The following is a 20,254-nucleotide window of genomic DNA, read 5'->3' on the forward strand; positions in this document are numbered from 1 at the left end:
AAGGGAGGAGAAAATGAACATATTTGCAAAGACATTCATGATTTCAGCGGCAGCTGTGCTGGCCTTCAGTTCAGCGGCGTCAGCGGCCACCGTCAAATGGGACATGGCCAATGAATATCAGGAAAGCTCGATTCACGGCCAGGGGCAGAAAGTCTTCTCGGAAACCCTGTTGAAGGAATCGGGCGGGTCTGTTGTCGTCACCAATCATTTTGGTGGCTCAATCGGCTACAAATCAAAGGAACATTTTGACGCTGTTGGCGATGGCGCACTTCCGATTGCCAATACATCCATGGGGCAGGTCGCCGGGATTGAGCCGATCTTCCTCCTCTCATCATTGCCTTTCCTTGTCGGGTCGGCAGAGGAAGCAAAGCTTCTCTGGGAAGTTGCCAAGCCGCATTACGAGAAAGTCTTTGCCAAGCATAACCAGATCCTTCTCTACGCATCGCCATGGCCGCCTGCGGGAATCTGGTCAAAGAAGCCTGTTCTTTCCACCTCTGATCTCAATGGGCTGAAAATCCGTGCCTGGGATGCCAGCGGCACGCGGACCCTGAAAACCGCGGGTGCCGCTGCCGTGCAGATGAGCTGGGCCGATGTCGTCCCGCAGCTGTCGGCAGGTGGTATCGAGGCGGTGCTGACGTCGGCCGAAGGCGGGGTGAACGCCAAGTTCTGGGAGCATCTTTCCCATTTCAACGCCATCAACTATTCGATGTCGCTCAATATGACCCATGTCAACAAGGATGCCTTTGATGCGCTGAGCGCGGATCAGAAGGCGGCGGTCATGAAAGCGTCGGAAGCGGCAAGCGACGCGGCATGGTCGGCATTGGCGGAACGTGTGGGCCAGAACTACAAGGACATGCGTGCCAATGGCATCACGGTTGCGGAGACGGTTCCCGGAGATTTCCTGGGCGCGCTGAATTCAGCCGGGGATGCGGTGTATTCCGACTGGCTCTCAAAGGTTGGTGACACCGGAAAATCCATCCTCGACGAGTATAAAAAGCGTCGCGGTAACTGAACCTGATCTGGAACGGGCAGGCATCATACCTGCCCGTTCTTTCCTGAGCGTTACGAAAAGGGGGAGTTATGCTCAGCTTGCTTGAAGGCTTGTCACGACGCTTGAGCACCGCAGGCGCATGGGTTGCTGCCGGTCTTCTTGTCTATATGGTGATCCATATTCTGGTTGAAATCGTGGCCCGGACAGGTTTTGATTCGTCCACCTATTCGCTCGATGAATTTGTCGGCTACGCGATTGCGTCGATGACCTTCCTGTCGCTTGGGCATACGTTCAGTTCGGGCAAGCTGATCCGGGTCAATATTCTGACCAATGCCATCTCCGGGCTTTTCAGCCTGGTGGTGGAATTGATCTGTATCGCCTTTACCTTCTCGGTGATCCTGTTCTTTGCCCGATATGTCTGGCGCAGTCTCTACCGCAACTGGGAGCGCGGCACCATCAGCCCGACACTTACCGAAACCCCGATATGGATGGTTGAAAGCGTTTTCTTCTGCGGTCTCTGCATCTTCCTTTTGCAAATGCTGACGACCGCTCTTGTCCGGATTGAACGATATCGATCCGGGGAAGACGAGTAGGAACGGGGAAGGAAGACAGGATGGAATCGCTCAATATCGCCTTTATCGTTCTGCTGCTGCTGGTTTTCTATCTCGGGCTGGGTGTCTGGGTGTTTTCAGGCCTTCTTCTGGTCAGCGTGACGGGCCTGACGCTGCTGCTGGATATGCCCCTGCACCGTATCGGGACGATCATGGCGCCGCTGATCATCCGCTCCGCCACATCATGGGAGCTTTCCGCCATTCCGATGTTTGTCTGGATGGGGGAGCTGATGTTCCGGACCGATATCTCGGACCGGCTTTTCCGAAGTCTGTCGCCACTGGTCTATCATCTGCCCGGCCGGCTTCTTCACACCAATATTTTCGGGTCGGCCCTTTTTGCGGCGGTGAGCGGCTCAAGTGCGGCGACGACCGCTACCGTCGGTAAAATCACCACCACCGAACTTTTGCAGCGCGGCTATTCCCCCTCGCTGACTTTTGGCTCGCTGGCCGGTGCAGGCTCGCTTGGTCTGCTGATCCCGCCATCGATCGTGCTGATCGTCTACGGGGTGCTGGCCGAAGTTTCAATTTCAAGACTGTTTGCCGCCGGGGTCTATCCGGGGCTGCTGATCGCCTTTCTCTATTCCGGGTATGTGATGTGCCGGAGTATTCTCAACCCATCGCTGACGCCGGCCAAGGAAGAGCCCCCAAGCCTCTGGGACATGGTCATGGGGCTGGTCAATCTTGTGCCCATTGTGCTCCTTATTTTCATTGTTCTCGGGGCGATCTATTCCGGGTTTGCAACCCCATCGGAGGCCGGGGCTGTCGGTGTCACCGCCACCCTGATCATGGCTCTTGTTACCAGGCAGATGACCCGGGAGATTTTCTTTGAAAGTCTGATGGCATCGGTCCGGACGTCCTGCATGATCGCGTCGATCCTGCTGGCGGCGGCGTTCCTTTCCACCAGCATGGCCTATCTGCATGTGCCGCAGGATGTGGCGATGAGTATCGCCAGGATGGAATTGTCACCCTATGAGCTGATCTTTGTTCTGGCGATTTTCTATATCCTGCTCGGGCTGTTCCTTGAAGGCATATCCATAACGGTGATGAGCCTGCCGATCACCCTGCCGCTTGTGCTGGCCAGCGGTTTTGATCCGGTCTGGTTCGGCATCTTTCTGGTCATCATGGTTGAACTGGCGCAGATTACCCCGCCCATCGGCTTCAACCTCTTCATCATTCAGGGGCTTACGGGAACGCCGATCTTCCGGGTCGCGATTGCCTCGGCACCTTTCTTTATCCTGATGTGCGTGGCCGCAACCATCATCACGATCTATCCCGAAATCGCGCTCTGGCTGCCGGATAAACTGTTCAACAAATAGGACAGCATCAACCGAGATGGTTGATGCAGATCCGGCCTTCCTTCATCACCATTTTGAGTGATGTTTCAGGGGTGGTCAGGGCTGAGATATCTTCAAGAGGATCACCGTCGATTACCAGCAGATCAGCCAGAAGGCCTTCCTTGACCTGGCCAATCTGATCCTCCATCTCAAAGAGTCTGGCGGCATTAGAGGTGGCCTGCCGGATGAGATCGACATTGGGAACCACCGGACTTCTGAGGGTGAATTCTTCGAGCTGGCGGCGATGCATGATGCCGAGCAGATCGCTTCCATAGGCGATGTTGACGTTCTGCTGATAGGCAAGTTTGAGCGCGTCCAGCCCTGAATCGAGCACTTCATAGGTTTTCTGGACAAGCTCGGCCGAAAGGCCGGCTTCGGTTCCCTCGGCGATGAGCGCATGATAGATCACCAGCGTCGGCACCAGATACCGCTCATGCTCAAGCAGCAGATCGACGCTTTCCTGATCGAGCAGATTGCCATGTTCAATCGATGTCACGCCGCAGCGGATGGCGCGGTTTATCGCTCTTGCCGTATAGGCATGCGCCATGACCGGAATATTGGCGGCCCTGGCTTCATTGACGATGGCCCGCAATTCATCTTCGGTGAACTGGGTGGAGGTGATGCGATCAGTCGGCGAGGAGACGCCGCCGGAGGCCATGATCTTCAGATGCGTTGCCCCGCGCCGGATTTCTTCTCTCGCTGCGCGCAGAACTTCAGCAATACCGTCGCAGACATGGCCCATGCCTGAACAGCAGAAGCACTGGTGAAGGCTGACTTCACCCGGGCCGCGGACATCGCCATGGCCGCCTGTCTGGGACAAGGCATGGCCGCAGAAAAGAAGCCTCGGGGCCGCGGTCGGGTTTTCCTCAATCGCGCGGGCAAGACCGTAATCCGCGCCGCCTGCGTCACGGACCGTCGTAAAGCCCCGGGCCAGCATGCCCCCCATGATCTCAAGCGCCTTGACGCCGACATAAAAGGGGGAGGTGGCCTTGAGTTTGGCAAAATCGGCGGTGTAGGCGGTGACATGAACATGCGCATCACACAAGCCGGGCATCAGGGTTTTGCCGTTGAGCGGAATTTCGGTGCTGTCCTTGCCTGCCTTAACGGAAGCTCCGATCTCGGCAATTCTGCCATCGATGATTCGAACCGACTGCCCTGTCCTATAGTCGCCGGCAGCAACATCCAGCACGGTTGCATCAGAAAATACGATATCAGCCATGTTCTTTCCCCCTTTTGCTGCATATTCTAGAAGAATAATGAAAGGGTTTCATCTGAAATCATGCTTCCATCTGAAATCATCAAGCAGCAGCGCTCGGGGACCCGGCCCGACCAGCTGCTGCGTGGTGGCGGGAAATGGCACTGGCCCGAAAGGGAATCATCTGGTTAAATGATCTCATGGTTGAACTGTCGGCGTGAACACAAAGCCGGAATGATCAGCCGGTGAGAAATAGCAAGGATACGGCCCATGCCTCTTGTTTTCGATGTGTACGGAACGCTGCTTGATGTCGATGCCGCGGCCCGTGAGGCGGCGGCAGAACCCGGCATGTCGTCTATCAAGGAAAACTGGGCGCCTCTTTCCGCAGCCTGGCGTCAACGCCAGCTCAGCTATTCCTGGCTTCGGTCGCTGATGGGGGAGTATGTGGATTTCTGGCAGATCACCACGAATGCCCTTGATGTCACCCTTGAGGAGCTTGCCATCAGCGATCAAGCGGTGCGTGAACGCCTGCTTCAGCTCTACACCCGGCTGAGCGCCTATGATGAAGTCACGGCTGAGCTCACGGCCATGAAGAATGCCGGCCACCAGCTCGGGGTGCTGTCCAACGGCAGCCCGTCGATGCTGGAAAATGCCCTTGAAGGGGCGGGAATCGCCCCGCTCCTTGATCAGGTGCTGAGCGTCGATGCCATCGGTATCTACAAGCCGGATATGCGGGTCTATGCTATGGTCACCGATGCCTATGGATGTGCGCCCGGGGACGTGACGTTCTTTTCATCGAATAACTGGGATGTGGCCGGGGCAGGAACCTTCGGTTTCCGCACCATCTGGGTGAACCGGGCAGGGCGTATCTGGGATGATCTGCCCCGGTCGCCGGACCATGTTGTCGCCTCTCTTGAAGAGGCCATGGAATTGATCTCCTGACCAGGTGAAAGCCGCATCAGGGCGAAAGCTGCAGGGGCATGAGGTGTGACTGCCGGGTTGAATATTTGCCCGATGCGTTAAATTGGGCTTGCATCTGCCCCCTTCCTGGGGTAGAAACCGCCATCCATCAAAGATCCTGATACCTCAAACGGCACCTGCCGCAAAGGTCGCTGGTGGAAGAAATGAAACACAAAGGCCAGAATTGGCTTGCTTGGATGCGACGGAATGGCTAAAACTAGTCCTGCACAATTTGTTCGACAGGTTCGGCAGGAAATAAGCCGGATAACCTGGGCATCGCGACGCGATACGGTCACCGCTACGATAACAGTTCTGGTGATGACCTTTATTGCGGCCGCGTTCTTTTTGCTTTTGGACTGGATTTTGTCAAACGTTGTGCAATTGGTTTTGGGTTTTGGCGGCTAGGTGAGCGGCGGTTGGGGTGTTTTGCCCCATAATTTGGCGAGAGTATCAAAGAATGGCAAAACGCTGGTATGTTGTTCACGTTTTTTCGGGTTCCGAAAAGAAAGTGGCCCAGTCCATCCGGGAGCAGGCGGCAAGCTATGGTCTTGAAGACCAGATCGAGGACGTGCTGGTGCCTACCGAAGAAGTGACCGAAATCCGGCGTGGCGCCAAGGTCTCTTCGGAGCGCAAATTCTTCCCCGGTTATATCCTCGTGAAAATGGAACTGACCGATCAGTCCTGGCATATCGTCAAGTCACAGAATCGTGTCACCGGTTTCCTGGGCGGGCAGGGCAAGCCGGTGCCTATCACCGAGGGTGAGGCCGAACGTCTGATCAAGCAGGTGACCGAAGGGATCGAACGTCCGCGTACCGATATCTTGTTTGAGATCGGCGAGCAGGTCCGTGTCTCTGATGGGCCGTTTGCTTCCTTTAACGGCTATGTCGAAGAAGTTGATGAAGACAAGTCACGGCTCAAGGTGACGGTTTCTATTTTTGGCCGGTCAACGCCTGTTGATCTGGAATATTCGCAAGTGGAGAAAATCTAACATCAGCCCCAGGTCTGATGCTCGAGGGATATAATCATGGCAAAGAAAATCGAAGGATATATCAAGCTGAACATTCCTGCCGGGGCGGCAAACCCGTCTCCACCGGTTGGTCCTGCACTCGGGCAGCGTGGTGTCAATATCATGGAATTCTGCAAGGCGTTCAACGCGGCGACCGAGAGCATGGAAAAGAACATGCCTGTTCCTGTCATCATCACCGTCTTCGGGGACAAGTCTTTCACCTTCAAGATGAAACAGGCGCCGGTCAGCTTCTTCCTCAAGAAAGCCGCCGGGCTCGCGAAGGGCGGCCAGACACCTGGCCGGGCGGTCGCTGGATCCGTTACCATGGATCAGGTTCGCGATATTGCAGACAAGAAAATGAGTGACCTCAACGCCATTGATCAGGATGGCGCGGTTCAGATGATCCTTGGTTCGGCCCGCGCAATGGGCCTTGAAGTGACGGAGTAAATCATGGCGCAAGGCAAAAAGCTGAAGGCAGCGTACGAGAAAATCGACCGGATGTCGCAATATTCTCTCGAAGAGGCGATCAAGATGGTCAAGGGCAATGCGGCCGCGTCTTTTGACGAGACCGTCGAGATTTCCATGAATCTCGGGATTGACCCACGCCATTCGGATCAGATGGTGCGTGGTGTTGTCGCCATGCCTCATGGCACCGGCAAGACGATGCGTGTTGCTGTCTTCGCCCGTGATGACAAGGCGGAGGAAGCCAAGGCTGCTGGCGCCGATGTGGTTGGTGCTGAAGACCTGGCCGATGAAATCCAGAACGGCCGTCTTGATTTTGACCGCGTGATCGCAACCCCGGACATGATGGGTGTTGTCGGGCGTCTTGGTAAGATCCTCGGCACAAAAGGGCTGATGCCAAACCCAAAACTTGGCACGGTTACCCCCAATGTCGGCGATGCCGTGGCCGCCGCCAAGGCCGGGGAAGTGCAGTACCGTGCCGAAAAGGCGGGGATTGTTCATGCCGGGATCGGCAAGGTCAGCTTTGGTGAGGACAAGCTGCGTGAAAACGCGGCCGCTTTCATCGATGCCGTAGCCAAGGCACGCCCGAGCGGGGCGAAAGGTGTATTCATCCGGAAGATCAATGTCAGCTCCACCATGGGCGCCGGCGTTCAGGTCGATCCGGCCCGGGCCTCCTGAGGCCTCAAGGTTTCCGGTATTGAAAGATGCCGGATCGGGGCTTCGGCCCCACCTGTCCAAGACGGTAGGTGTGCCTCCGGGTGCTTAATATCCTATTCAGACGGGGAGAGCGAGAATTTCGCTTGAACTATGGGCAGGCCATGGGATGGCTGCAGTTGCAGGCATCCTTCGTGCAACCGGGGCTGGCAGGCCAGCCCCACAACTAGTGGAGACGATCGGTGAACAGAACCGAGAAAACGGAACTGATCGAAACCCTGCACGCAACCTTCAGCGATGCAGCCTCTGTGGTTGTAACGCATCAGGTTGGGCTGACTGTTGTTGAAAGCAGTGCGCTTAGGAACAAGATGCGGGAAAAAGGTGCCGCCTTCAAGGTCACCAAGAACCGTATTGCCAAAATCGCGCTGAAGGATACGGCTTACGAAACCCTGAGCGACTATTTCACCGGACCGACGGCCATTGGCACGTCATCTGACCCGGTGACCGCCGCAAAGGTGCTCGTGGATTTCGCCAAGGAAAACAGTAAATTGACCATTGTCGGGGGCGCCATTGGCGGCCAGATTCTGGACAAGGCCGGGGTTGAAGCCCTTGCCAAACTGCCTTCCCTGGACGAACTGCGTGCGAAACTGGTCGGGCTGCTTCAGGCACCTGCCACCAAGGTCGCGCGCGTTACCCAGGCTCCGGCTGCACAGCTGGCGCGGGTAATCCAGGCCAAGTCAGAGCAAGGTTAAATCTGGGCCCTGCCCACGATCTCTAAGTTCAAGCCAAAGGAGACAAAAATGGCTGATATTGAAAAAATTGCTGAAGACCTCTCATCCCTGACCGTTCTGGAAGCTGCCGAACTGGCCAAGCTGCTGGAAGAAAAATGGGGTGTTTCCGCTGCTGCCGCTCCGGTAGCTGTTGCTGCGGTTGCCGCTGGTGACGCTGGCGGTGCTGCTGCTGGTGAAGAACAGACCGAATTTGACGTTATTCTGGCCGCTGCCGGCGACAAGAAGATCAACGTCATCAAGGAAGTTCGCACCATTACCGGCCTTGGCCTCAAGGAAGCCAAGGACCTTGTTGAAGGCGCGCCAAAACCTGTCAAGGAAGGCGTCTCCAAGGATGAAGCCGCTAGCATCAAGGCGAAGCTGGAAGAAGCCGGCGCAACCGTCGAGGTCAAGTAATGGCTACGCCTGCTGGCGTATAATATTTCACCAAGCACCGGTCGGGTTTCCCTTCCGGTGCTTGGGTTTTGTTTGGTCCGGGAAATCCGGTCTTGATAAATTGTGTTAAATCAACGCTCTAAACACAAAGGATCATCCAATGACTTCTAATGTCACCGCCCTCAACAGTCGTAAACGTCTTCGTCATACTTTCGGTTCGATCACCGAAGTTGCGGCCATGCCGAACCTCATCGAAGTACAGCGTACGAGCTATGAGACGTTTCTGCAGCGGGACATTCCTGCCCATGAACGCGAAGATATCGGGCTTCAGGAAGTCTTCAAATCGGTGTTCCCGATCAATGATTTTGCCGGCAAGTCCATGCTCGAGTTCGTCTCCTACGAACTTGAAGATCCGAAATATGATGTTGAAGAGTGCCAGCAGCGCGGGATGACCTATGCCTCGCCGCTCAAGGTCATTCTCCGTCTGGTCGTCTGGGAAGAGGATGAGATCACTGGCACCCGCTCCATCCGTGATATCAAGGAGCAGGATGTCTATATGGGCGACATGCCGCTGATGACGGGCAACGGGACATTTATTGTCAACGGCACCGAGCGCGTGATTGTCTCGCAGATGCACCGCTCGCCTGGCGTCTTCTTTGACCATGACCGGGGCAAGACGCATTCATCGGGCAAGCTTCTTTTTGCCGCTCGCGTGATACCATATCGCGGTTCCTGGCTTGATTTTGAATTCGATGCCAAAGACATGCTCAATGTCCGGATCGACCGCAAGCGCAAACTGCCTGCCACCACCTTCCTGATGGCCCTGACCGATGCGGCATCCGATGCCTATATCGAAAAGTGCAAGGCCGAAGGGATTGAGCCTGAGCGCAACAAGGTCAATGGCCTGTCGCGGGAAGACATTCTCGGGTATTTCTATGATACCATCACCTATTCCCGCAACAAGGACAGCTGGGAGACCGATTTCGACGCCTCCCGCCTTCGTGGCGCGCGCCTGGCCCATGATCTGGTTGACGCCTCCAATGGCAAGGTCGTGGTTGCTGCCGGAGAAAAGCTGACCCCGCGTGCGGTTCGCAAACTTGCCGAGAGCGGGATTGAAAAGATCCTGGTTCAGGAAGAGCAGATTTACGGCCATTATCTCGCCGAAGACATCGTGAATATGGAAACCGGTGAGGTGATTGCCGAAGCCGGAGATATCGTCAGCGAAGAGACACTGCAGGAGCTTTCAGCGATGAAGGCGGACTCCTTTGCCGTGCTGGCGATCGACAACGTAAATGTCGGTGCATTTCTGCGCAACACTCTCGCCGCTGACCGCAATAATTCGAGGGAAGAGGCGCTGATTGACATCTACCGGGTCATGCGCCCGGGTGAGCCGCCGACACTTGAAACCGCCGAAGCGCTGTTTCAAAGCCTCTTTTTTGATAAGGACAGATATGATCTTTCGTCCGTTGGCCGGGTCAAGCTCAACGCGCGTCTTGATCTTGAAGCCGATGACCAGATCCGGGTGCTGCGGCGCGAAGATATTCTCGCCATGCTCAAAGTGCTGGTGGAACTGAAAGACGGCAAGGGTGATATCGATGATATTGATCACCTTGGCAACCGCCGTGTCCGTTCGGTTGGCGAACTCATGGAAAACCAGTATCGCGTCGGTCTCCTGCGGATGGAACGCGCCATCAAGGAAAGAATGGGGTCGGTGGAAATCGATACCGTGATGCCGGCTGACCTCATCAATTCAAAGCCTGCTGCGGCAGCGGTCCGGGAGTTTTTCGGCTCATCCCAGCTGTCGCAGTTCATGGATCAGACCAACCCGCTTTCCGAGATCACGCATAAACGTCGTCTTTCGGCGCTTGGCCCGGGCGGGCTGACGCGTGAGCGCGCCGGATTTGAGGTTCGGGACGTGCACCCGACTCATTACGGCCGGATCTGCCCGATTGAAACACCTGAAGGCCCGAATATCGGTCTCATCAACTCGCTGGCCACTTTTGCCCAGATCAATCGATACGGGTTCATTGAAACACCTTACCGGACGGTCAAGGATGGCAAGGTGACCAGTGAAGTCACCTATATCTCGGCCATGGATGAATCCCGCTATACCATTGCCCAGGCCAACGCAGAACTGGATAAGTCCGGCCGCTTTGTCGGTGAATTGATCCCAATCCGTCGCGGTGGCGAGATTGGTCTTGCGCGTCCGGAAGATATTGATCTCATGGACGTTTCACCAAAGCAGCTTGTTTCGGTTGCCGCAGCCCTTATCCCGTTCCTTGAGAATGACGACGCCAACCGGGCGCTGATGGGATCAAACATGCAGCGCCAGGCTGTGCCGCTTATCAAGGCAGAAGCGCCGCTCGTGGGAACAGGCATGGAAGCTGTTGTTGCCCGTGACAGCGGGGTGACGATTGTCGCCCGCCGGAGCGGTGTCGTCGATCAGGTTGATGCCACGCGTATCGTTGTCCGTGCCGCGGAAAGCAGCGAAGATGATGTCTCGCCGGTGGATATCTATTCCCTCTTGAAATTCCAGCGGTCCAACCAGAACACCTGCATCACCCAGCGCCCGCTGGTCAAGGTCGGTGACGTGGTGAACAAGGGCGATATCATGGCCGATGGCCCATCCACCGAAGATGGGGAACTGGCTCTTGGCCGGAATGTGCTGGTCGCCTTCATGCCTTGGAACGGGTATAACTTTGAGGATTCCATCCTCATTTCCGAACGTATCGTGCGCGAGGATGTCTTCACCTCCATTCATATCGAAGAATATGAAATCATGGCCCGGGATACCAAACTCGGCATGGAGGAAATCACCCGTGATATTCCAAATGTCGGTGAAGAAGCGCTCAAGAATCTTGATGAAGCCGGCATGATCTATGTCGGCGCCGAGGTCAAGTCGGGCGATATTCTCGTCGGCAAGGTCACGCCTAAAGGTGAGACCCCGATGACCCCTGAAGAAAAGCTGCTGCGGGCTATCTTCGGCGAAAAAGCGTCGGATGTGCGTGATACGTCCCTTAGGGTGCCGCCCGGTGGTGCCGGTACGGTTGTTGAAGTGCGTGTCTTCTCCCGCCGCGGGGTCGACAAGGATGAACGCGCCCGGGCGATCGAACGGTTTGAGATCGAACGTCTCGCCAAGGACCGCGATGATGAAAAGGAAATTCTGGAACGCGGCTTCTATGGCCGTCTGAAGGAAATGCTCATCAACCAGACCATTGCTACCGGCCCGAAAGGTGTTACGTCTGGCAGTCGTATCAGTGGCGCGATGCTCGACGATATGCCGCGCTCCAACTGGCCTTCGATCACCGTCAAGAATGATGCCAATCAGAAGGCTATCGAAGCACAGATCGCCAATTTCGAGGATTCGGTCAAGGCTCTTGAGGCGAGATTCAACGACAAGGTGGACAAGCTTCAGCGCGGCGACGAGTTGCTTCCCGGCGTGATGAAAATGGTCAAGGTCTTCGTTGCGGTGAAGCGCAAGCTGCAGCCCGGCGACAAAATGGCAGGCCGTCATGGAAATAAAGGCGTGATCTCACGCATTCTGCCAGCGGAAGACATGCCGTATCTCGAAGATGGGACACCGGTTGACATCGTGCTCAACCCGCTTGGCGTGCCATCACGCATGAATGTGGGGCAGATTCTCGAAACACATCTTGGCTGGGCCTCTGCCGGTCTTGGCAAGCAGATCGGTGCTGCTGCCGAAGCTGCCGGACGAAGCGGCAAGGCGGAAGATCTCCGCAAGATGATGAAGAAGATCTACTCCAAGGAAGAGTTCGATACCACCATCACGGCGATGGAAGATGACCAGCTGATCGAGCAGGGGAATCTTCTCTCTCGCGGGGTGCCGATGGGCACGCCGGTCTTTGACGGCGCAAAGGAAGCCGATGTGCGGGCGCTGCTCAAGGAAGCAGGCTTGAGTGAAACCGGACAGGAATGGCTGACCGACGGGCGCACCGGCGAAGTCTTCGACCGGCCGGTGACGGTGGGGTATATCTATATGCTCAAACTGCACCATCTTGTCGATGACAAGATCCATGCGCGTTCCATTGGTCCATACTCGCTTGTCACCCAGCAGCCGCTCGGTGGTAAGGCGCAGTTTGGTGGCCAGCGGTTCGGGGAGATGGAAGTCTGGGCTCTCGAAGCCTATGGTGCCGCCTATACATTGCAGGAAATGCTGACGGTCAAGTCCGATGACGTTTCGGGCCGGACCAAGGTCTATGAAGCCATTGTCCGGGGTGACGATGATTTCGAGGCCGGCATTCCTGAATCCTTTAACGTTCTTGTCAAGGAACTGCGGTCCCTTGGCCTGAATGTTGATCTGCACGAATCCGAATATTAATCCAGGGAGTCGATGATGAACGAATTGATGAACCCGTTTGGCCAGGCGCCAAGCTCGCAAAGCTTCGACAAGATCAAAATCTCCATTGCCTCCCCGGAACGGATCCGGTCCTGGTCGTTTGGTGAGATCAAAAAGCCGGAAACCATCAACTACCGGACGTTCAAGCCGGAAAAGGATGGCCTGTTCTGTGCCCGGATCTTTGGCCCGGTCCGCGATTACGAATGCCTGTGCGGCAAGTATAAGCGGATGAAGTATCGCGGTATCGTCTGCGAGAAATGCGGCGTTGAAGTCACGCTTTCCAAAGTCCGGCGTGAACGGATGGGGCATATTGAACTCGCCTCACCGGTGGCGCATATCTGGTTCCTGAAATCCCTGCCGTCGCGGATCGGTCTTCTGGTCGACATGACGCTGAAGGATCTTGAACGTGTGCTTTATTTTGAAAACTTCGTTGTCATCGAGCCGGGTCTCTCGCCGCTGCAGAAAGGCCAGATGCTGAGCGAAAGCGAATATTACGATGCGCTTGATGAATATGGCGATGATGCGTTCGAGGCCGGTATCGGCGCGGAAGCGATCAAGAAGGTGCTCGAAGAGATCGACCTTGAATCCGAGCGCGAGACGGTGCGTGAAGAGCTTCGCGAAACCGGCTCGGAAGCCAAGCGCAAGAAACTGGTCAAGAGATTGAAGCTGATCGATGCGTTCCTTGCTTCAGGTTGCCGTCCGGAATGGATGATACTTGATGTCGTGCCGGTCATTCCGCCGGAACTGCGCCCGCTGGTACCGCTCGATGGGGGCCGTTTTGCGACCTCGGATCTCAATGATCTCTATCGCCGGGTGATCAACCGGAACAACCGCCTCAAGCGTCTGATCGAATTGCGCGCACCGGATATCATTGTGCGGAACGAGAAGCGGATGCTTCAGGAATCGGTGGATGCGCTGTTTGACAATGGCCGACGCGGCCGCGTCATTACCGGCGTGAACAAGCGCCCGCTCAAGTCACTTTCGGATATGCTGAAAGGCAAGCAGGGGCGCTTCCGCCAGAACCTCCTTGGCAAGCGCGTCGACTATTCGGGCCGTTCGGTCATCGTGGTCGGCCCCGAGCTCAAGCTGCATCAGTGCGGCCTGCCCAAGAAGATGGCGCTCGAACTGTTCAAGCCTTTCATCTATTCACGACTTGAGCTTTATGGCTACTCGACAACGGTCAAGGCCGCCAAGCGGATGGTGGAAAAGGAACGTCCGGAAGTCTGGGATATTCTCGAAGAAGTTATTCGCGAGCATCCGGTCATGCTGAACCGGGCGCCGACGCTGCACCGTCTTGGCATTCAGGCGTTTGAGCCGGTGCTGGTCGAAGGCAAGGCCATCCAGCTTCACCCGCTGGTCTGTACGGCCTTCAACGCTGATTTTGACGGCGACCAGATGGCGGTGCATGTGCCGCTTTCCCTTGAAGCCCAACTGGAAGCCCGGGTGCTGATGATGTCCACGAACAACATCCTGAGCCCGGCCAATGGCAAGCCCATCATCGTGCCGTCGCAGGATATCATTCTTGGCCTTTATTATCAGACGCTGATCCGTGAAGGCGAAAAGGGTGAAGGCATGATCTTCTCTTCCCCTGAAGAGGCGATGCTGGCCTATGACGCCGGGCATGTCAGCCTGCAGGCGAAAGTCAAGGTGCGTGTCCATACCTGGGAAGGTGAATCCCGTGTCTTTAGGGTGGTGGAAACTTCCCCGGGCCGGGCGCAACTCGCCAATATCGTGCCTGACAATTCCTCGGTTCCGTTTGAGCTTGTCAACAAGCTCATGACCAAGAAGGAAATTTCCAGCGTCATCGATTATGTCTACCGCTATTGCGGACAGAAGGAGACGGTGATCTTCTGTGACCGGCTGATGGCAATGGGCTTCAAGAAAGCCTGTGAAGCCGGTATTTCCTTTGGTATCGATGATCTCAATACCCCGGAGAAAAAAGCCAAATTCGTCGATGAGGCTGAAGCCGAAGTGAAGAACTTCGAGCAGCAGTATCAGGACGGTCTCATCACTCAAGGGGAGAAATACAACAAGGTTGTCGACGTGTGGTCACGCTGCACCGATCTTGTGGCTGACGAGATGATGAAATCGATCTCCACCATCAAGCCAGGTGAGCCGGTGAACTCGGTCTATATGATGGCGCATTCCGGTGCCCGTGGCTCTGCCGCCCAGATCAAGCAGCTGGCCGGCATGCGCGGCCTGATGGCCAAACCTTCGGGTGAGATTATCGAAACCCCGATCATTTCTTCCTTCAAGGAAGGCCTGAATGTGCTGGAATACTTCAACTCCACCCACGGGGCACGGAAAGGGCTGGCTGATACGGCACTGAAAACCGCCAACTCAGGATATCTGACCCGACGTCTTGTTGATGTGGCCCAGGACTGCATCATCACCGAAGTTGATTGCGGTACGCAAAACGGCCTGAACATTCGTCCGGTGATTGATGGTGGCGATGTTGTCGACAGCCTGGGTGAGCGTGTTCTCGGGCGTACGGCTGCCGAAGACATTCTTGCTCTTTCATCGGATGAGGTGCTGGTTCCCGCCGGTTCGATCATCAACGAGGAAGATGTCGAACGCATCGAGGCCGAGGGGATTGATACCATTCTTATCCGTTCGGTCCTGACCTGCGAGACCAAGGTTGGTGTCTGCGGGGCTTGCTATGGACGTGATCTGGCACGCGGCACGTCGGTGAATATCGGTGAAGCCGTGGGCGTTATTGCTGCCCAGTCCATCGGTGAGCCGGGCACCCAGCTGACCATGCGGACCTTCCATATCGGCGGCGCCGCCCAGCGTGGGGCCGAGCAATCCAGCATCGAAGCCCCGATCGACGGGATCGTCAAGTTCGAGGATGCCGCGCTTGTGGTTGCGCCTGATGGCAACGCGGTGGTCAAGAACAGGCACACCGAGCTGTTGCTGACCGATGATCAGGGGCGTGAGCGTTCACGCTACCGGCTCCAGTATGGCGCGAAGATCTACGTCAAGGACGGTAACAAGGTAAAAGCCGGCCAGCGGCTGGTAGAATGGGATCCATATACGATTCCGATCGTCTCCGAGGTCAAGGGAGTGGTCAATTATGTTGATCTTGTCGATGGCGTTTCCATGCGTGAGGTCACCGACGAGGAAACCGGCATCACCAATCGTGAGGTGATCGACTGGAAATCCCAGACAAAGGGCAAGGATCTGCGTCCACGCCTGACCATGCGGGATGACAAGGGGGACGTGCTTATTCTCGATAACGGGCTTGAGGCACGCTACTTCCTGTCGGTCAATGCCATTCTTTCCGTTGAAAACGGGGCCGAGGTCGAGGCCGGTGAAGTGCTCGCGCGTATTCCGCGGGAATCCTCAAAGACTAGAGATATCACCGGCGGTCTGCCGCGGGTGGCTGAACTTTTCGAAGCCAGGATGCCAAAGGATTTCGCCATCATCAGCGAGATTGACGGACGTGTTGAATTCGGTGCCGACTACAAGACCAAGCGCCGTATTCGCGTCATCCCGCTTGATGACAGCATCGAGCCGGTGGAATACATGATACCCAAGGGCAAGCTCCTGGCGGTTCAGGAAGGTGATGTCATTCGCCGGGGTGATCTGCTGCTCGACGGTAATCCGGTTCCCCATGATATTCTGAATATTCTAGGGGTTGAAGCGCTCGCTGAATATCTGGTCAAGGAAATTCAGGACGTCTACCGTCTCCAGGGCGTTAAGATCAATGACAAGCATATCGAGGTGATCGTCCGGCAGATGCTGCAGAAGGTTGAAGTTACCGATGCAGGTGAGACAACCCTTCTTGTGGGCGAGCAGGTGGATCGCGAAGAATTCGACGCTGCCAATGCCGTGGCCGCGGCCGAAGGCCTCGCTGAAGCCAAGGGCAAGCCTGTTCTTCTGGGAATCACCAAGGCTTCCCTGCAGACTCGTTCCTTCATCTCGGCGGCGTCCTTCCAGGAAACCACGCGTGTCCTGACCGAAGCTGCCGTCTCGGGCAAGGAAGATACGCTTGGTGGATTGAAGGAAAACGTGATTGTCGGCCGTCTTATCCCTGCCGGGACAGGTTCGGTCATGTCACGCCTGAAGGCGATTGCCGCTGATCGGGACCGCAGCATCATCAGCCAGCGACAGGCGGAACTCGAAGCTCTTGCTGCAGATGAGGAAAGTTTTGCAGCAACCGGGGAGGATCCGGAAGCGGTTGAAGCCGGTGCCGGGGAATAAAGGGATTTACGTCTTCGGCGGGGCCTGAAACCCGGGCAAATAAAAATCTGCAGGAGGTATGCGATTTACCTCTTGACCGGATGGCCGGAAAACATTACTTTCCGGCCACTCCAAAGGTTCAGGTGGTGTGTGATTCTGCATCATAACAGACACTGACGCCAAAATATGGAGAGTGGCCCGGCCTCGGGTCTTTGTTCACCTGCAAGGGTGGTTGTTAACTCCGCAGAAGTCCGCCGGTATTGACCTGGCAATTGCTAATGCGGCTTGAACATGATGGGAAAAAGTCTGGTATGCCGACGATTAACCAGTTAATTCGCCATGGACGGACGCGTCCAGTGGCCCGCAACAAGGTTCCGGCGATGGAAGCCTGCCCGCAGAAGCGCGGCGTTTGCACCCGTGTCTATACGACAACGCCGAAGAAGCCTAACTCTGCCCTGCGTAAAGTTGCACGTGTACGGCTGACCAATGGTTTCGAAGTAACAAGCTATATCCCTGGCGAAGGCCATAACCTGCAGGAACACTCGGTTGTGCTGATCCGCGGTGGCCGGGTAAAAGACCTTCCAGGTGTTCGTTATCATATCATTCGTGGCACGCTGGATACCCAGGGTGTTGCCGATCGTCGTCAGCGGCGGTCGAAATACGGCGCCAAACGGCCCAAATAAAGAGGTAGAGCCATGTCACGTCGTCATAGTGCTGTCAAACGCCCTGCAATGCCTGACCCGAAATTCGGGGATGTCGTTGTATCGAAGTTCATGTCTTGCCTGATGTATGACGGCAAGCGCTCGGTCGCTGAAAAGATCGTCTATGGCGCGTTTGACAAGGTCAAGGAACGTTCCGGCAATGAGCCGATCAAGGTGTTCCATGATGCGCTTGAAAATGTTCGTCCGAATATTGAAGTGCGCTCCCGCCGCGTTGGGGGTGCAACCTATCAGGTGCCGGTTGAAGTGCGGCCATCCCGCGCCCAGGCCCTGGCTATCCGCTGGCTGATTGATGCGTCCCGCAAACGTGGTGAAAATACCATGATGGATCGCCTCAGCGCCGAGCTTCTCGATGCCTCGAACAACCGTGGTTCAGCCGTCAAGAAACGTGAAGACACCCATAAGATGGCAGAAGCCAACCGTGCTTTCTCCCATTATCGCTGGTAACCCATACGCACAGGATTAGACGTCATGGCTAGAGAGTATAAACTTGAGCGCTACCGCAACTTCGGCATCATGGCTCATATTGATGCAGGTAAGACTACCACGACGGAGCGGATTCTCTATTACACCGGTAAATCCCATAAAATCGGTGAAGTTCATGACGGCAACGCCACCATGGACTGGATGGAACAGGAGCAGGAGCGTGGCATCACCATTACGTCGGCCGCCACCACCTGCATGTGGTTCCGCACCGAAGATGGGGAAAACCCGGATGGTCCTTATGGATCGAATGCGGATGAAGCAAAATTCCGCTTCAATATCATCGATACACCAGGTCACGTGGACTTCACCATTGAGGTGGAACGTTCACTGGCGGTGCTTGATGGCGCTGTCTGTGTTCTTGATGCCAATGCCGGGGTCGAGCCGCAGACCGAAACAGTATGGCGCCAGGCCGACCGCTACGAAGTGCCTCGCGTGGTTTTTGTCAACAAGATGGACAAGATCGGCGCTGACTTCTTCAATTGCGTTCACATGATCAAGGATCGCACCGGTGCAACACCGCTGCCGGTTCATATGCCGATCGGCTCTGAAAGCGAATTTGCCGGGCTCGTTGACCTGATCACCATGAAGGAATGGGTCTGGGCCGGTGAAGATCTTGGCGCATCCTGGACTCTCGGTGAAATTCGTCCTGAACTCAAGGACAAGGCTGAAGAAATGCGCGCCGCCATGATCGAGCTTGCCGTTGAGCAGGACGATGCGTGGATGGAAAAATTCTTTGAAGGTGAAGAGCCTGACCCCCAGTCCTTGCGTGAACTGATCCGCAAAGGCACCCTGAACATGACCTTTGTTCCTGTTCTTTGCGGCTCGGCCTTCAAGAACAAGGGTGTGCAGCCCATGCTGAACGCCGTGATTGATTTTCTGCCGGGCCCGCTTGACGTTCCTGCCTATAAAGGGTTCAAGCCAGGTGATGAGACGGAAACCCGTAACATTGAGCGTCATGCCGATGATGGCCAGCCTCTTTCAGGGCTTGCCTTCAAGATCATGAATGACCCGTTTGTCGGCTCGCTGACCTTTGTGCGCATTTACTCGGGTATGATGAAAAAAGGCGACAGCATCATGAACTCGACCAAGGGCAAGAAAGAGCGCATTGGCCGGATGATGATGATGCATTCAAATAACCGGGAAGAAATCGAAGAGGCTTTTGCCGGTGATATTGTTGCTCTTGCAGGCATGAAGGAAACCACCACCGGGGATACGCTTTGCGATGTTGCAAACCCGGTCGTGCTCGAAACGATGACTTTCCCTGATCCGGTGATCGAAATTGCCGTTGAGCCGAATTCAAAGAACGACCAGGAAAAGATGTCGCAAGGCCTTGCACGTCTGGCGGCGGAAGATCCTTCCTTCCAGGTCAGCACCGATAAAGAATCCGGCCAGACCATCATGAAGGGGATGGGTGAACTTCACCTTGATATCCTGATTGATCGCCTGAAGCGTGAATTCAAGGTTGAGGCAAATGTCGGTGCGCCGCAGGTGGCGTATCGCGAAACGATCACCAAGGAAGTCGAAATTGACTACACGCACAAGAAACAGTCCGGCGGTTCCGGCCAGTTCGCGCGGGTGAAGCTGGTCTTCAAGCCGATTGAAGAAGGCTTCACTTTTGAGAACAAGGTCGTGGGTGGATCGGTTCCGCGTGAATATGTCCCGGGTGTTGAAAAAGGACTTATTTCAGCAAAAGACACAGGCGTGATCGCCGGCTTCCCGGTTATTGATTTCGGGGTCGAGCTGATCGACGGCGCCAGCCATGATGTGGACTCATCAGTGCTGGCCTTTGAGATAGCCGCACGTGCCGCTTTCCGTGAAGCCATGCAGAAGGCAGCGCCGCGTCTCCTCGAGCCGGTGATGAAGGTTGAGATTATTACCCCGGAAGAATACATGGGGGATATCATTGGTGACCTCAATTCACGTCGCGGCAATGTCGGCGGTATGGATCAGCGTGGCAATGCCCGTGTGATCAGCGCCATGGTTCCGCTTGCCAATATGTTTGGTTACGTGAACACCCTGCGTTCCATGTCCCAGGGCCGGGCGCAATACACGATGCAATTTGACCATTACGAACAGGTGCCACAGGCCGTTGCGGATGAAGTCCGCAGCAAGATGGCCTAAGGCGGAAAGACAT

The 20,254-nt window shown here is 55.8% G+C and carries 16 protein-coding genes; 15 read left to right on the top strand and 1 reads right to left on the bottom strand.

Annotated features, from left to right (window positions below; translation table 11 throughout):
* Positions 1-13: 13 nt before the first annotated feature.
* The 3 genes from AB8880_03120 to AB8880_03130 all read left to right on the top strand — a co-directional run bounded on the left by AB8880_03120 (position 14) and on the right by AB8880_03130 (position 2,918).
* On the top strand, positions 14-1,012 hold the full coding sequence (locus AB8880_03120) for a TRAP transporter substrate-binding protein (protein ID XDZ66399.1): 999 nt from the start codon (positions 14-16) through the stop codon (positions 1,010-1,012).
* 68 nt (positions 1,013-1,080) lie between these two features.
* The gene (locus AB8880_03125) at positions 1,081-1,584 is read left to right on the top strand and encodes a TRAP transporter small permease subunit (protein ID XDZ66400.1); all 504 of its coding nucleotides are present in this window, start codon (positions 1,081-1,083) and stop codon (positions 1,582-1,584) included.
* Between the two features lie 20 nt (positions 1,585-1,604).
* Positions 1,605-2,918, top strand: a complete 1,314-nt coding sequence (locus AB8880_03130; protein XDZ66401.1) for a TRAP transporter large permease — start codon at positions 1,605-1,607, stop codon at positions 2,916-2,918.
* 7 nt (positions 2,919-2,925) lie between these two features.
* On the opposite strand, the gene AB8880_03135 is transcribed toward AB8880_03130, so the two are convergent.
* Complete coding sequence (locus tag AB8880_03135) at positions 2,926-4,155, bottom strand: amidohydrolase family protein (GenBank protein XDZ66402.1); 1,230 nt, start codon at positions 4,153-4,155, stop codon at positions 2,926-2,928.
* 246 nt (positions 4,156-4,401) lie between these two features.
* Between AB8880_03135 and AB8880_03140 the strand changes: the two genes are divergently transcribed.
* The 12 genes from AB8880_03140 (at position 4,402) to fusA (ending at position 20,241) form a co-directional block, all read left to right on the top strand.
* Positions 4,402-5,073: a haloacid dehalogenase type II gene (locus tag AB8880_03140; protein XDZ66403.1), complete on the top strand. Its 672-nt coding sequence runs from the start codon at positions 4,402-4,404 to the stop codon at positions 5,071-5,073.
* A 225-nt stretch (positions 5,074-5,298) separates the two neighbouring features.
* Positions 5,299-5,496 (top strand): preprotein translocase subunit SecE, encoded by a 198-nt coding sequence (gene secE / locus AB8880_03145; GenBank protein ID XDZ66404.1) that lies wholly within the window; start codon positions 5,299-5,301, stop codon positions 5,494-5,496.
* Positions 5,497-5,548: 52 nt separating this feature from the next.
* Entirely contained in the window at positions 5,549-6,079 is a 531-nt protein-coding gene (gene nusG, locus AB8880_03150; GenBank protein XDZ66405.1) for a transcription termination/antitermination protein NusG, read from the top strand.
* Positions 6,080-6,115: 36 nt separating this feature from the next.
* On the top strand, positions 6,116-6,544 hold the full coding sequence (gene rplK / locus AB8880_03155) for a 50S ribosomal protein L11 (protein ID XDZ66406.1): 429 nt from the start codon (positions 6,116-6,118) through the stop codon (positions 6,542-6,544).
* Between the two features lie 3 nt (positions 6,545-6,547).
* Positions 6,548-7,237 (top strand): 50S ribosomal protein L1, encoded by a 690-nt coding sequence (rplA, locus tag AB8880_03160; protein ID XDZ66407.1) that lies wholly within the window; start codon positions 6,548-6,550, stop codon positions 7,235-7,237.
* A gap of 218 nt (positions 7,238-7,455) precedes the next feature.
* Positions 7,456-7,965 carry a 50S ribosomal protein L10 gene (rplJ, locus tag AB8880_03165; GenBank protein XDZ66408.1) on the top strand — a complete coding sequence of 170 codons (510 nt, stop codon included), beginning with the start codon at positions 7,456-7,458 and terminating at the stop codon, positions 7,963-7,965.
* 48 nt (positions 7,966-8,013) lie between these two features.
* Positions 8,014-8,397, top strand: coding sequence for a 50S ribosomal protein L7/L12 (gene rplL / locus AB8880_03170; GenBank protein ID XDZ66409.1), 384 nt, complete (start codon positions 8,014-8,016; stop codon positions 8,395-8,397).
* A gap of 139 nt (positions 8,398-8,536) precedes the next feature.
* On the top strand, positions 8,537-12,715 hold the full coding sequence (gene rpoB, locus AB8880_03175; GenBank protein ID XDZ66410.1) for a DNA-directed RNA polymerase subunit beta: 4,179 nt from the start codon (positions 8,537-8,539) through the stop codon (positions 12,713-12,715).
* A 15-nt stretch (positions 12,716-12,730) separates the two neighbouring features.
* Positions 12,731-16,936: a DNA-directed RNA polymerase subunit beta' gene (gene rpoC / locus AB8880_03180; GenBank protein XDZ67009.1), complete on the top strand. Its 4,206-nt coding sequence runs from the start codon at positions 12,731-12,733 to the stop codon at positions 16,934-16,936.
* Positions 16,937-17,226: 290 nt separating this feature from the next.
* Positions 17,227-17,598 (top strand): 30S ribosomal protein S12, encoded by a 372-nt coding sequence (gene rpsL / locus AB8880_03185; protein XDZ66411.1) that lies wholly within the window; start codon positions 17,227-17,229, stop codon positions 17,596-17,598.
* Between the two features lie 12 nt (positions 17,599-17,610).
* Positions 17,611-18,081, top strand: coding sequence for a 30S ribosomal protein S7 (gene rpsG / locus AB8880_03190; protein XDZ66412.1), 471 nt, complete (start codon positions 17,611-17,613; stop codon positions 18,079-18,081).
* Between the two features lie 24 nt (positions 18,082-18,105).
* Positions 18,106-20,241 carry an elongation factor G gene (fusA, locus tag AB8880_03195; GenBank protein XDZ66413.1) on the top strand — a complete coding sequence of 712 codons (2,136 nt, stop codon included), beginning with the start codon at positions 18,106-18,108 and terminating at the stop codon, positions 20,239-20,241.
* Positions 20,242-20,254: the final 13 nt, after the last annotated feature.

It is taken from the genome of Alphaproteobacteria bacterium LSUCC0684 (assembly GCA_041228335.1).
Taxonomy (GTDB): domain Bacteria; phylum Pseudomonadota; class Alphaproteobacteria; order Puniceispirillales; family UBA1172.

Excerpts from the sequence above, each read along its gene's own strand:
- AB8880_03120 (XDZ66399.1), top strand. The coding sequence starts at position 14 with ATGAACATATTTGCAAAGACATTCATGATTTCAGCGGCAGCTGTGCTG.
- AB8880_03125 (XDZ66400.1), top strand. The coding sequence starts at position 1,081 with ATGCTCAGCTTGCTTGAAGGCTTGTCACGACGCTTGAGCACCGCAGGC.
- AB8880_03130 (XDZ66401.1), top strand. The coding sequence starts at position 1,605 with ATGGAATCGCTCAATATCGCCTTTATCGTTCTGCTGCTGCTGGTTTTC.
- AB8880_03135 (XDZ66402.1), bottom strand. The coding sequence starts at position 4,155 with ATGGCTGATATCGTATTTTCTGATGCAACCGTGCTGGATGTTGCTGCC.
- AB8880_03140 (XDZ66403.1), top strand. The coding sequence starts at position 4,402 with ATGCCTCTTGTTTTCGATGTGTACGGAACGCTGCTTGATGTCGATGCC.
- secE (XDZ66404.1), top strand. The coding sequence starts at position 5,299 with ATGGCTAAAACTAGTCCTGCACAATTTGTTCGACAGGTTCGGCAGGAA.
- nusG (XDZ66405.1), top strand. The coding sequence starts at position 5,549 with ATGGCAAAACGCTGGTATGTTGTTCACGTTTTTTCGGGTTCCGAAAAG.
- rplK (XDZ66406.1), top strand. The coding sequence starts at position 6,116 with ATGGCAAAGAAAATCGAAGGATATATCAAGCTGAACATTCCTGCCGGG.
- rplA (XDZ66407.1), top strand. The coding sequence starts at position 6,548 with ATGGCGCAAGGCAAAAAGCTGAAGGCAGCGTACGAGAAAATCGACCGG.
- rplL (XDZ66409.1), top strand. The coding sequence starts at position 8,014 with ATGGCTGATATTGAAAAAATTGCTGAAGACCTCTCATCCCTGACCGTT.
- rpoB (XDZ66410.1), top strand. The coding sequence starts at position 8,537 with ATGACTTCTAATGTCACCGCCCTCAACAGTCGTAAACGTCTTCGTCAT.
- rpoC (XDZ67009.1), top strand. The coding sequence starts at position 12,731 with ATGAACGAATTGATGAACCCGTTTGGCCAGGCGCCAAGCTCGCAAAGC.
- rpsL (XDZ66411.1), top strand. The coding sequence starts at position 17,227 with ATGCCGACGATTAACCAGTTAATTCGCCATGGACGGACGCGTCCAGTG.
- rpsG (XDZ66412.1), top strand. The coding sequence starts at position 17,611 with ATGTCACGTCGTCATAGTGCTGTCAAACGCCCTGCAATGCCTGACCCG.
- fusA (XDZ66413.1), top strand. The coding sequence starts at position 18,106 with ATGGCTAGAGAGTATAAACTTGAGCGCTACCGCAACTTCGGCATCATG.